Origin of the sequence: Pseudonocardia sulfidoxydans NBRC 16205, from assembly GCF_007989085.1 — a bacterium.
GTDB lineage: Bacteria > Actinomycetota > Actinomycetes > Mycobacteriales > Pseudonocardiaceae > Pseudonocardia > Pseudonocardia sulfidoxydans.
In genome coordinates this window covers 36,637-49,664 of record NZ_BJVJ01000026.1, presented here as the reverse complement: position 1 = coordinate 49,664, position 13,028 = coordinate 36,637, and the positions used below count along the sequence as shown (strand labels likewise).

The window sequence follows — 13,028 nt, the reverse complement described above, 5'->3', positions numbered from 1 at the left end:
AGCCGCGATGCCGTCATGAGAGAGGTGTGCCCGTGAAGCCGCTGATCCGGGTCCTGATCGTCGACGACCACCCCGTCGTCCGCGACGGGCTGCGGGGGGTGCTGACGGCCGAGCCCGATCTGGCCGTCGTGGGCGAGGCGGGTGACGGCGCCGAGGCGCTCGCCCGGATCGCCGACGCCTCGGCGGCAGAACCGGTCGACGTCGTCCTCATGGACCTGCGGATGCCGGTCATGGGTGGTGTCGAGGCGATCAAGGAGCTGCGGCGCAACGGGTCCGGACCGCGCGTCCTCGTGTTGACGACGTTCGACACCGACCGCGACGTCCTGCCCGCCATCGAGGCCGGCGCCACCGGTTACCTGCTCAAGGACACCCCGCGCGAGGAGCTGCTGCGCGCCGTCCGCGCCGCGCACCGCGGCGAGGCCGTGCTCTCGCCCGCGGTCGCCGGCCGGCTGATGGGGCAGGTCCGCAGCCCCGCCGAGGAGTCCCTCTCGGCCCGCGAGCTGGAGGTGCTGCAGCTCGTCGCGGGCGGGGCCACCAACCGCGAGGCCGCCCGCAGGCTGTTCATCAGCGAGGCCACGATCAAGACCCACCTGCTCCACATCTACGCCAAGCTCGACGTCCGCGACCGCGCCAGCGCCGTGTCCGCCGCCTACCGGCGCGGGCTGTTGACGGCCTGAGTGCCGCGACGTCCGGTACCGTCGTCTGCGGCGAGGGGGTGACGATGCGCGGCGAGCCGATGGTGCAGGCCTTGGTCCTGCTCGTCCTGGGCTACGCGTTGCTCGCCGGCGAGCCCGGCGTCGTCATCGGCGTCCTCGGTGCCGCGCTGTGGGCGTGGGGGATGGCGCGGCACGCGTCCGCCGTCCTGCGCGTGGCCGCCGCACCGCTGCACGCCGTCACCGCCCGCGCCCTGCGCCAGGCCCGCTCACGCAGCGCGCCACCGCGTCAGGACGACCCGGACGCCGCCGGGCACACCCGGGCGCGAGCCCCGTCGGGTCCGCTCCCGGCGGTCTGACGCCTGTCCGGACCGACCGCCGGGACACCCCTGTCCCATTCCGACGGTCCTCCTGGAGCCCCACCGTGTCCTCATCCGGTCACGCGCGCGTCCCGAACGGGGCGGCGCCGTGCTGAACTTCCTCTACTACCCCGTCTCCGCCGTCATGTGGTTCTGGCACCAGGCGTTCGCGCTGGTCCTGGGCCCGTCGAGCGGGTTCGCCTGGGCGCTGTCGGTCGTCTTCCTGGTGCTGACGCTGCGCGCGATCATGATCAAACCGTTCCTGTCGCAGGTGCGGTCCGGGCGGCGGATGCGCGTCATCGCCCCGCAGCTCGCCGAGATCCGTCGACGCCACGCCGGCGACAAGCAGAAGATGGCCGAGGAGACCCAGAAGCTCCAGCGCGAGCACGGCGTCTCCATGATGGGTGGCTGCCTGCCGCTGCTCATCCAGATGCCGGTGTTCCTCGCGCTGCTGCACGTGCTGCGCTACTTCAACCGGCCCGGCCTCACGTTCGAGCAGAACTCGGCCATCGGCAACTACGTCTTCGGTCCCGACGAGGTGCGGTCCTTCCTGGAGGCCCGGCTGTTCGGGGCGCCGCTGTCGTCGTGGGTGCGGATGCCGCAGTCGCTGCTCGACTCGTTCGGCGCCCACGTCGACCGCTGGGAGGTGGTCGTCGTCGCGGTGCCGCTGATGCTGCTCGCGGCCGTCGCCACCCACGTCACCGCCCGCAACTCCCAGCGCCAGCAGCTGGCCACGCAGACCGTGGTGCCCGAGCCCGGCACCCAGGCCGCGCAGATGGCCGGGTTCATGAAGCTGACACCGTGGATCTTCCCGCTCGGCGTGATCGTCGGCGGACTGTTCTTCACGTTCCCGATCGCGATCCTGCTGTACTGGCTGACGAACAACTGCTGGACGATGGTGCAGCAGCACCTCGTCCACAAGGCGATGGACCGGGAGGACGAGCGCCTCGCCGAGCAACGCGCCGCCGCCGCGGTGGTCGCCGGGGACACCGCGCCGCGGCCCGGGGCCAGGCCTGCAACGCCGGCGCGCAAGCCGGGGGCCAAGCCCGTGGCGGCAGGTGCCCGCCGCGCAGGGCCGGCGCAGGTGTCCCCGGCCGCCCGCCGCCCGGCGGGGACGTCGGGGAAGGCGGCCGCGGGCCGTCGCAAACCGGGCGCCCGCAAGGGCGGACGGCACTGAGCTGCCGGTCCCCGTCGTCGCCCTCTCCGAACGAACGGCACAGTCGCGCAACTCAACGGCGTGACTGTGCCGTTCGTTCGTTCGCTCGGGAGCAGGCGGGTGGGCGCCGGCGGATTCGGTGGCGGGCATAGGGTCGGCGACGTGCCGGTGTCTGTGCGAGGTCCCGTCGGTCCCCGGTTGCGTCTGCTCCTCGGGGTGCTCGCCGCCGTCGCCGCGCTCACCGCCGGGTGCGCGCAGACCCCGCAGAACTCGACGACCTCCGCGCAGGCCTCCCGCGACTCCTCGCCCACGGCCCAGCGCGAGGACGTCGTCGACAAGCTCACCGTCTTCGCCAAGGACGAGTGCGCCACCCAGGACGCGACGCAGGTCTACCCGCAGTGCGCACGGTTCGCCCGGGAGGTCGCCAACGCGACCGTCGCCGCCCGCGCCGCCGCCCACGGCCCCGCCGAGGAGGCAGCAGTCACCGCGGCGGCGAACTCCGTCGACGGGTCGGTCGACCGGCTCACCCAGGGCGGGTGCCTCCTGCCGCCCGGCCAGGGCCCGGCCTCCGACCCGGCGGTGTGCGGGCCCGCGCTCGCGTCGCTGCAGGACTCCCTGCGCGCGCTGCGCACGGCGTTCGGCGCCTGACCCCCCAACTCCCGCCGAGCTCGGCGCGGGAGGCGGGTCAGGTGCGGGCGGCGTCCCGGTAGGCCGCGACCGCGTCGAAGTCGCTCACCGCGTCCGCGCTGATGACATCGGCGGGTTCCTTCCCGAGCAGCACCTGCTTGATCGGCTTCTCCAGCTTCTTGCCCGTCAACGTCCGCGGCACCGCGGGGACGGCCGCGATCACGTCGGGCGCGTGCCGCGGCGACAGCTCCGCGCGCAGGGTGTCGCGGATCCTGCCGCGAAGCGTGTCGTCGAGCTCGGCGCCGTCGCGCAGCACCACGAACAGCATCAGGTTCCCCGACGTCGCCCCCGTCGCGTCCTCCAGGTGCACGACGAGGCTGTCGTCGATCTCCGGCAGGTCCTCGACGACGGAGTAGAACTCGGCGGTGCCCAGCCGCACCCCGCCGCGGTTGAGCGTCGCGTCGGAGCGGCCCGTCACCACGAAGCTGCGGTAGCGGGTGCGGATCACCCAGTCGCCGTGGCGCCACACGCCCGGGTAGGTGTCGAAGTAGGCCTCGCGGTAGCGCTCGTCGCCGGGGTCGCCCCAGAACCGAACCGGCATCGACGGCATCGGCGCCCGCACCACGAGCTCGCCCAGCTCGTCGACGACCTCCTTCCCGTCGGGGTCGAACGCGGTGACGTCCACGCCCAGGCACGGCCCGGCGATCTCGCCCCGGTACACCGGCTGCCACGGCCCGCCGCCGACGAACGCGCTGCACACGTCCGTGCCGCCGCTGATCGAGTTGACGAGGACGTCGTCGCCGAACTGCTCGGCGATCCAGTCGAACGCCTCCGCCGGCAGCGGCGCGCCCGTCACCCCGATCTGGCGCAGGCCGGCGGCGCTGCCGCCGAGCAGCTCGGTCGGCCGGATGCCCTTCGCGCGGCACGCCATCAGGTAGCCGGGGCTCGTCCCGAGCAGCGACGCCCCCGTCTCGGCGACGATCCGCCACTGCTCCTGCAGGTCCGGGTAGAGCGGGTTGCCGTCGAGCAGCACCAACGAGCCGCCGACGAGCATCGCCGAGATCGTGATGTTCCACATCGCCCAGGCCGTCGTCGTGAACCAGAGCGCGCGGTCGCCGGGGCGGGTGTCGAGGTGCAGGGCGTGCAGCTTGAGGTGTTCGAGCAGGATGCCGCCGTGGGAGTGGACGATGACCTTGGGCAGCCCGGTCGTCCCCGACGAGAACAGCACGTAGAGCGGGTGGTCGAACGGCACCGGATCGAACTCGGGCGGGCCGGGCTCGGCGAGCAGCTCGTCCCACGACGTCGCGTCCGGCACCTCGACCGGCCCGAACGGCACCGCGACGACGTTGCGCACAGTCGGCAGGCCCGCCCGGATCGCGGCGACCTCCTTGGTCTTGTCGATCGCCTTGGCGCCGTGGGTGTAGCCACCGACGGTCAGCAGCACCGTCGGCTCGACCTGCGCGAACCGGTCGACCACCGACCGCGACCCGAACTCCGGCGCGCACGACGCCCACGTCGCCCCCAGGCTCGCCGCCGCCAGGAACGCGACCAGCGCCTCGGGGATGTTGGGCAGGTAGGCGACGACGCGGTCGCCGGCCTGCACCCCGAGCCGCGCCAGCCCGGCGCGTGCCCGCCCGACCTGGTCGGCCAGCTCCGCGAACGTCAGCTCCACCGGCTCCCGCGTCTGGGACCGGGCGATGATCGCGACGTCGTCGCCCGCGTCGCCGGACAGGGCGTGGCGCAGCATGTGGCCCGCGTAGTTGACCGTCGAGCCCGGGAACCACTGCGCCCCCGGCATCTCCGTCGACCCCAGCACCCGCTCGTGGTCGCCGTCGACGGCGAAGTGGTCCCAGATCGACTCCCAGAAGTCCTCCGGTTCCGCGACCGACCATTCCCACAGGGCAGCGTAGTCGTCGAACCGCAGGTCCCGCTCCGCGGCGAGCCACCCGACGTAGCGACCGATCGCGGTCGTGTCGAGAACATCCGCGGCGGGACGGCGCATGACAGGACCGAGGGCGTCGTCGCTCATGGACCGATCATCCGACGCCGGCGCCGCCGTGTCACCTTCGCCGGTTCATGATCGCAACCGTGTCCTGCTCCGGGCACGTCGCGACCAGCGCGTGGCCGTCCGGCATCTCGGCGATGCCGCCGGGCCCGCAGTCCAGCGCCACCGTCGTCACCTGCACGCGGCGCCGGACGTCGATCTCCGCGATCTCGGTGGCCGTCGTCCCGACGACGTAGGCGCGCGACCCGTCCGCCGACATCCGCAGCTCCGACGCCCCCTCCGCCGCGCCGAGCGTCGCGAGCAGCTCCGAGGACCGCGGATCGATCACGTACAGCTCGCTGCGCACCGGGTCGAGCGCCAGCAGCGTCGACTCGTCCGGGGACACACCGAGCTTGATCGGGTTCCCGATGGTCACAGCGCTCGCCGGCAGCCGGACCTCGCCCGCCACCACCCCGTCCCGGGTGAGCACCGCGATCGCGCGGTCCGCCGTCAGAGCGACGTACACGTGGGCGCCCGCGGCGACGACGTCGCTCGGTGACACCCCGACCGGACGGACCACCGCCGCCCCCGACGCCAGGTCGACCACCGTCACCGAGCCGCCCCGGCCGCTCGCCACGTAGGCCCGGGAGTCGTCCGGCGCGACCGCGACCGCCACCGTGTCGTCGGCGGAGATGCGCGCCACGACCGCCATCGACCGCGGATCGATCACCGTGACCGCCCCCGCCGAGCGAGAGAACGCGTACAGCCGGGCGCCCCGGTGGTCGGCGGTGAGGGAGTCGGTGAAGGGCGCGTCGACGGGAACGCGTTCCCGGCCGCTCGACGTGTCGACGGCGCGCACGACTCCGTCGGCCTGGTCGATCACGTAGGCGACGCCGCCGTCGGGGGACAGCGCCAGGTCGCCGGGGGAGTGGACGTCGAAGGTCCGGTCGCCTGCCGGTGACCCGGTGCACGCCGCGGCCACCAGGACGACGGCGACCGCGAGCCACCGCACGGCGGTGCTCGACGGCCGGCGTGTCATCGACAGACGCTCCCGTGATCCCGACGCTCCCGGAACGCAGGGTCGGCGCAACGCTGCGCGGGGCACCCAGGATGCTGCGGCCACGGACGATCCGGCAAGACGTGGCTCCCGCCGGCCTCGTCCGGTCGGGGCCGGGCGCAGTCCGATGTCGAGCTCGGCGGGTCGTGCCGACGGCAGCGCGACGGTTCCGGCTCCCGACCGGCGCTCCCCTACCCGAATGATCATGCTCACCGCGGGTGATGCCCTCCCGCGGCCCAGACCCCCCGAACGGCCGCCACGTCCCCCACGATCGACGGGACGAGGCCGGTCACAGGTGTCCCCGTCGCCGTGATCGAGCACCCCGTGGACGTCCGGTCCGAACGACGACGAGCCGTACGACGAAAGGAGAACGCGACCGTGATCACGCAGGAGATGACCCGCGACCTGATCGGCCGTCACGCCTACGACCAGCACGGTGAGAAGATCGGCAAGATCGGTCAGGTCTACGTCGACGACCGCGACGGCACCCCGAGCTGGGCGACGGTCAACACCGGTCTCTTCGGTCTGCAGGAGAGCTTCGTCCCGCTCGACGACGCCGACGTCAAGGGCGGCGACGTGGCCCTGGGCGTGGAGAAGGCGCAGGTCAAGGACGCCCCGCACGTCGGTGAGACCGCGGACCGCCTCGACGCCCGCGAGGAGGAGGCGCTGCGCCGCCACTACGGCCACTGGGACCCGTCGACGACGTCGCACGACGGCGGTCGGGGCGACGGCGGACACCGCGATGCTGCCGGGCGCAGTGATGCTGCCGGGCGCGGTGGTGCTGCCGGGCGCGGTGGTGCTGCCGGGCGCGGCGGTGCTGCCGGGCGCGGCGACGCGATGACCCGCTCCGAGGAGCGGATGCGCGTCGGCACGGAGGCCGAGGAGGTCGGCACGGTCCGGCTCCGCAAGTACGTCGTCACCGAGGAGCAGCAGGTGACGGTGCCGGTCAGCCACGAGGAGGTGCGGATCGAGCGCGAGCCGGTCACCGACGGCGGACGCGGCACCGGGCGGTCCACACTGGGCGAGGAGACCGAGGAGGTCACCGTGCACGCCGAGAAGCCCGTCGTGAGCACGACGACCGAGGAGGTCGAACGCGTCCGGCTCGGCACCCGCACGGTCACCGAGGACGAGACGGTGTCGGGGACGGTCCGCAAGGAGCAGATCGACGTCGACGACCCGCAGCACCACCTGCCGTCCGGCGACCGCCGCCGCGACAGCTGACGGCAGCGACAGCCGACGGTAGCGACAGCCGACCGCAGCGACGGCCGGCGAGCACCCGACGACAGACCGACCGCGCCCGCCGCGGGACCCGGCGCCACGGGTTCCGCGGCGGGCGCCGTCGCGGCCGCACAACACCACCGCCGAGTTCGACGCCGGACTGGTTCGATCATGGTCCGGAGGAGTACGACGTCGAAGTCGGCGCAGCGTGACGGCCGGGGTCAGGCGCGCAGGCGCAGGCCTTTCGGGGTGACGCGGAAGCCCGCCTCCGTGAGGACGTCCGCGAGGGCGGAGGTGAGCGACCCCACCCCGTCGGCCTTCTCGACCGCGAGCGACCCGAGCCAACCCTCGTGCACCGCGCCGGCCAGGGCCTCGGCCCCGGCGCGGAGCTCGCTGCGGTCGTCGGTGAACGACAGCAGGGACCGGCCACCGCGCTCCACGTACAGCGCGGGCGCCCCGTCGACGAGCACCACCAGCGCGCCCGCCTTGCGGCCGGGGCGATGCGCCGACTCGCCGACCGTCGACGGCCAGTCGAGTGCGGCGCCGTAGGGCTGGGCGGGGTCGGCGGCCGCGAGCACGACGGCAGACGGGCCGGAGGGTTCCTGCCGCCCACGTACGCCGCGGCGGCTCGTCCCCGGTCCGCCCGGGTCGGGGGCGGACAGCTCGCCGTCGAACTCGTCACCGGCAGGGGCGTCCGGGGCGGGGGCCGCCGACCCGTCGGGACGCGACAGCGCCCGCAGCCGGTCGATCGCGCCCGGTACCGCGAACTGCGCCGCCCCCAGCCCGTCGACGACGTACCCGCGCCGGCACCGTCCGGAGTCCTCCATCGCGCGGAGCACCCGGTAGACGGCGGCGAACCCGCCCTTGCCCCGCTCGGTGGACAGCGCCCCGCGGGTCAGGACGCCGTGTCGTTCGAGGTAGGCCTCGGCGCGGGCGTGGGCACGGCGCGTGGAGTCGGTCTCGCGACCGGTCGCCAGCGCCCAGCGTCCACCGACGGACGGCGGCCCACCACGGGTCGGCATCGCGGGACGGCCCGCGCGCAGCTGCGCGTAGCGGCCGCGGGGGGCCTGGCGGCGCTGCCTGTGCGCGCCGCCCCGGCCACCGGAGAGCTTGGCGCGCAACGGTCCGAGAGTGTCGTTGGTGAGCAGCCCTGCCCAGACGAGGTCCCAGACCGCGGTGCCGACGGCGTCGTCGGTGGGCGCCTGTTCGTCCTGGTCGAGCAGAGTGCGGGCGGCGGCGTCGGCGAGGCCGCGGAAGAACAGCGCGGCGCCGGGGTGCGCGGGCAGCTCGGTGGCGTCGGGCGGCATCCCGAGCGCACCGAGGATCGCCCGGTGCAGCGGCGTGGCCGCGACATCGGGTTCGGGCTCGGGCAACAGCAGGTCGGCGACGTCGGCGGGGGCGACCGCGAGCCAACCGTCGGCGCCGGCGAGGGTGCCGCACCCGGTCCAGGTGACCTCACCGGCGGCGGTGAGCTCGTCGAGCAGCGCGGGGGAGTAGCCGGGCAGCCGGGCGGGCAGGATCAACGACTCCAGCGCGCTCGCGGGCAGCGGCGCCCCGGCCAGCTGTTCGACCACGCCCATGACGTCCTCGGGGCCGGGTGCTGCGCGGAACCGGCCGCGCCGGCCCGGGGTCGCGGTCGCGGCGCGCACGCCCTGCCACGCGGGCAGGAACCGGCCGAGTGCCCGCTGCTCGACGGGCTCGACCTCGGACCGCAGCCGCGCCAGCGACGCCCGGCGCAGCCGGCGCAGGACCTCGGCGTCGCAGTACTCGATGCCGTCGGCGCCCGGGCGCAGCTCGCCACGGACGAGCCGTCCGGTGCCGGTGAGCCGGTCGAGCACCCCGGACACGACGGCGACACCGAGCCCGAACCGGGCGGCGACGTCGGCGGCCGGGAACGGGCCGTGCGAGCGGGCGTAGCGGATCACCAGGTCGCCCAGCGGGTCCGGGACGGGCTCGGTGAACGTCTCGGGCACCCCGACGGGCAGGGCGGCACCCAGCGCGTCGCGGACCCGGCCGGCGTCCTCGATCGCGAGCCAGCGCTGCTCCCCGCCGATGCGCACGCGGATGGCGCGGCGGGCGGCCTCCAGCTCGGCCAGCCACGGGGGCTGCACCCCGCGGGCGGCGGCCTCGGCCTCGGTGAGGTCGCCCAGGAACCGCAGCAGGTCGGCGGCGCCCTCGGCGTCGCGGGCGTGCCGGTCCTCGGCGGTGCGCTGCAGCGAGGCCTCGACCTCGGCGAGCACCTCCGGGTCGAGCAGCTCGCGGATCGCCTCCGACCCGAGCAGCTCGGCGAGCAGTGTCGAGTCGAGCGACAGGGCCGCGGCCCGGCGTTCGGCCAGCGGGGCGTCGGCCTCGTAGAGGAACATCCCGACGTAGCCGAACAGCAGGCTGCGCGCGAACGGCGACGGCTGCGACGTCGCGACCTCGACGACCTTGACCTTGCGCGACCCGACGTCGGCCATCAGCTCGCGCAGCCCGGGCAGGTCGTAGACGTCCTGCACGCACTCGCGCATCGCCTCGAGCGTGATCGGGAACTGCTCGTACTTCCCGGCGACCGACAGCAGCTGCGCGGACTTCTGCCGCTGCTGCCACAGCGGGCTGCGCCGGCGGGGGTCGCGGCGCGGCAGCAGCAGCGCGCGGGCCGCGCACTCGCGGAACCGCGACGCGTACAGCGACGACCCGCCCAGCTCGCCGACGACGATCTGCTCCACCTCGGCCGGGTCGAGCAGCACGTCCTCGGCGGTGGGGACGACCTCGGCGCCGTTGTCGTCGACCGCGTCGGGCAGGCGCAGGACGATCCCGTCGTCGGCGCCGGCGGCGCTGACCTCGACACCGCGCCGCTCCCGCATCCGGGCCGCGATCGCGAGCGCCCACGGCCCGTTGACCTGGGAGCCGAAGGGGGAGTGGACGACGAGGCGCCAGTCGCCCAGCTCGTCGCGGAAGCGTTCGACCAGGATGGTGCGGTCGGACGGGACGTGGCGGGTGGCGTCGCGCTGTTCGTGCAGGTAGGCCAGCAGGTTGTCGATGGCCCACTCGTCGAGACCCGCCGCGGCGGCGCGCTCGCGCGCCTGGTCGTCGGGCAGACCCGCCATCTCGCGGACGAATGCCCCGACCGCCCGGCCCAGCTCCAGCGGCCGCCCGATCGACTCGCCCTTCCAGAACGGCATCCGCGCCGGTTCCCCGGGCGCGGGCGTGACGATGACGCGGTCGTGGGTGATGTCCTCGACCCGCCAGCTCGACGTGCCGAGCAGGAACGTGTCGCCCACCCGGGACTCGTAGACCATCTCCTCGTCGAGCTCGCCGACGCGCGACCCGGCGCCGTCGGCGCCGCCCGGCGTCATGACGGTGAACAGGCCGCGGTCGGGGATCGTGCCGCCGGAGGTGACCGCGAGGCGTTGCGCGCCGGGGCGCCCGGCCAGCTCGTCGGTCACGCGGTCCCACGTGATGCGGGCGCGCAGCTCGCCGAACTCCTCCGACGGGTAGCGCCCGGAGAGCATGTCGAGGACCGAGTGCAGCGCCGAGTCGGGCAGCGCCGCGAAGGGCGCGGCCCGGCGGACGACGGCTGCGAGGTCGGACAGCGTCCACGTCTCCATCGCGACCATGGCCACGATCTGCTGGGCCAGCACGTCGAGCGGGTTGCGCGGGTAGCGCATCGACTCGATCGCGCCGCCGGCCATCCGCTCGGCGACGACCGCGCACGACACCAGGTCGCCCCGGTACTTGGGGAACACGACGCCGCGGGACACGGCGCCGACCTGGTGCCCGGCCCGGCCGACCCGCTGCAGGCCCGACGCGACACTGGGCGGCGCCTCGACCTGGACGACCAGGTCGACCGCGCCCATGTCGATGCCCAGCTCCAGGCTGGAGGTGGCGACCACGCAGGGCAGGAGCCCGCTCTTGAGCTCCTCCTCGACCTGGGTGCGCTGCTCGCGGGACATGGAGCCGTGGTGGGCGCGCGCGACCGTCGGCGGGGCGCCACCGCCGATCCCGGACTGCCCGATGGCCTCGGCGGGGAACGCCGCGCCGTCGGCGACCTCGTCGAGATCGATCGCCTCCGCCTCTGCCTCCTCGGCGGCCAGCTCGTTGAGCCGGGACGTGAGGCGCTCGGCGAGACGTCGCGAGTTGGAGAACACGATCGTCGACCGGTGCTCCCGGACCAGCTCTAGCAGCCGCCGCTCCACCGCAGGCCAGATCGACGGCTTGCGCGCGGTGCCCGCGGCCGAGCCGATGACCTCCTCGTCGGCGCTGCCGGGGGCGGGCTGCTCGTCGAGCGCTGCGAGGTCGGGCACCGGGACCTGGACGTCGACCTCGATGGTCTTCGGCGTCCTCGGCTGCACGATCTCGACGGGCCGCGCCCCGGCCAGGAACGTGGACACCTCGTCGAGCGGGCGGACCGTGGCCGACAGGCCGATCCGCTGCGCGGGACCGTTGCCCTGGCGGGTGAGCAGCTCGTCGAGCCGTTCCAGCGACAGTGCCATGTGCGCGCCGCGTTTCGTGCCGGCGACGGCGTGCACCTCGTCGATCACGACGGTCTCCACACCCAGCAACGACTCGCGGGCGGCCGAGGTGAGGATCAGGAACAGCGACTCCGGCGTGGTGACCAGCACGTCGGGCGGGGTGCGGCCGAAGCGGCGGCGCTCCTCGGCCGGGGTGTCGCCGGTGCGCATGCCGACCGTGACGTCGGGGACCGGCAGGCCCATCCGCTGAGCGGCCTGCCGGATTCCGGTGAGCGGTGAGCGGAGGTTGCGCTGCACGTCGACCGCGAGGGCCTTGAGCGGGGAGACGTAGAGGATGCGGCAGCGGCGTCGTGGGTCCTCGGGGACCGGTTCGGTGGCCAGCCTGTCGAGCGCCCAGAGGAACGCCGCGAGCGTCTTGCCGGACCCGGTCGGCGCGACGACCAGCGCGTTGCGGCCCGCCTGCGCCGCCGCCCACGCGCCCTCCTGCGCGGGTGTGGGCGCGGCGAAGGCACCCGTGAACCAGTCACGGGTGGCGGGCGAGAAACCGTCGAGCGCGCTCACGCCGACCATCATGCGACTCGGCACCGACAATTCGCCTGTCGGAGCGGAACAGCACCAGCGTGACGCCGACGGCCGTCAGCGCGACGCCGGGCAGCGCCAGCAGGCCGGGAACCTGGCCGAACATCAGGTACGCCCAGATCATCGTGGTCGGCGGGGTCAGGTAGAGCAGCGTGCTCGCGCGCGTCGGACCGCTGCGGCGCACCACGAACAGGTAGGCGCCGTACCCGCCGAACGTCGACAGCCCGACGACCCACGCGACCGACCACCAGAACCCGGGATCGGCCGGCGGGGCCAGCCGCCCGCCCACCGCGGCGACGATCGTGAACAGGACGGCGGCGGTGACGGCCTGGATCGTCAGCGACTCCAGCGGCGACTCGGTCGTCCCCGCCCGCCGGGTGAGCAACGTCCCCGCCGAGAGCACGAACATGCTCGCGACGGGCAGCAGGAACGCCCACCACGGCGCCCCGTCGGAATGGACGTCCCCGCCGACGACGAGCGCCACACCGGCCAGCCCCACCAGCAGTCCCACCCGCTGACGCCGCCGCAGGTGCTCGCCGAGCAGCGGGCCCGCGAGCGTCGCGACGACCAGCGGCTGCGCGGCGGCGATCAGCGCGGTCGTGCCCGCGGGGACGCCGAGCGCGATGCCGGTGACCGTCCCACCGAGGCAGAGGAACAGGCTGAGCACCCCGAGTGGGACGTGCCGGCGCAGCGCGGCAGGTCGGAATCGGGCGCCCCGGGCCAGCGCGACCGGCCCCAGGACCACGGCCGCGACCAGGAACCGCCAGGCCAGCAACGTGTCGGGTGCGGCGTGGGACGTCCCGAGGACGGCTCCGACGAACCCCGAGCTCCACAGGACGACGAGTGTTGCGGCGGCGAGGGCGTCGGTACGGGATCGGATCACGTCGACGACGTAACCATACCGGTCGGTATACTCGCAGTGGAGTTGTGAGGAGGACCGC

9 protein-coding genes are annotated in these 13,028 nt (G+C 74.5%); 5 read left to right on the top strand and 4 right to left on the bottom strand.

The genetic code is table 11. The features are described 5' to 3' along the window. Positions 1-41: 41 nt before the first annotated feature. The 4 genes from PSU4_RS14550 to PSU4_RS14535 all read left to right on the top strand — a co-directional run bounded on the left by PSU4_RS14550 (position 42) and on the right by PSU4_RS14535 (position 2,816). Positions 42-677, top strand: coding sequence for a response regulator (locus PSU4_RS14550; protein WP_147108114.1), 636 nt, complete (start codon positions 42-44; stop codon positions 675-677). A gap of 44 nt (positions 678-721) precedes the next feature. Then, positions 722-1,012 carry a DUF6412 domain-containing protein gene (locus PSU4_RS14545; protein WP_147108031.1) on the top strand — a complete coding sequence of 97 codons (291 nt, stop codon included), beginning with the start codon at positions 722-724 and terminating at the stop codon, positions 1,010-1,012. 109 nt (positions 1,013-1,121) lie between these two features. Continuing rightward, complete coding sequence (yidC, locus tag PSU4_RS14540) at positions 1,122-2,189, top strand: membrane protein insertase YidC (protein WP_147108028.1); 1,068 nt, start codon at positions 1,122-1,124, stop codon at positions 2,187-2,189. Between the two features lie 141 nt (positions 2,190-2,330). Beyond that, positions 2,331-2,816, top strand: coding sequence for a hypothetical protein (locus PSU4_RS14535; protein ID WP_147108025.1), 486 nt, complete (start codon positions 2,331-2,333; stop codon positions 2,814-2,816). A 37-nt stretch (positions 2,817-2,853) separates the two neighbouring features. Here PSU4_RS14535 and PSU4_RS14530 read toward each other — a convergent pair whose 3' ends face one another. Continuing rightward, positions 2,854-4,824 carry an acetoacetate--CoA ligase gene (locus PSU4_RS14530; protein ID WP_147108022.1) on the bottom strand — a complete coding sequence of 657 codons (1,971 nt, stop codon included), beginning with the start codon at positions 4,822-4,824 and terminating at the stop codon, positions 2,854-2,856. Positions 4,825-4,855: 31 nt separating this feature from the next. Continuing rightward, positions 4,856-5,818: a YncE family protein gene (locus PSU4_RS31280; RefSeq protein WP_186816946.1), complete on the bottom strand. Its 963-nt coding sequence runs from the start codon at positions 5,816-5,818 to the stop codon at positions 4,856-4,858. Positions 5,819-6,214: 396 nt separating this feature from the next. Here PSU4_RS31280 and PSU4_RS14515 point away from each other — a divergent pair, with 396 nt between their 5' ends. Further along, complete coding sequence (locus PSU4_RS14515; protein ID WP_307724788.1) at positions 6,215-7,057, top strand: PRC and DUF2382 domain-containing protein; 843 nt, start codon at positions 6,215-6,217, stop codon at positions 7,055-7,057. Between the two features lie 218 nt (positions 7,058-7,275). On the opposite strand, the gene PSU4_RS14510 is transcribed toward PSU4_RS14515, so the two are convergent. Continuing rightward, positions 7,276-12,081, bottom strand: a complete 4,806-nt coding sequence (locus PSU4_RS14510; RefSeq protein ID WP_147108013.1) for an ATP-dependent helicase — start codon at positions 12,079-12,081, stop codon at positions 7,276-7,278. Further along, entirely contained in the window at positions 12,032-12,970 is a 939-nt protein-coding gene (locus PSU4_RS14505; RefSeq protein WP_147108010.1) for a DMT family transporter, read from the bottom strand. Before PSU4_RS14505 ends, PSU4_RS14510 begins: the two co-directional genes overlap by 50 nt. Positions 12,971-13,028 lie beyond the last annotated feature (58 nt).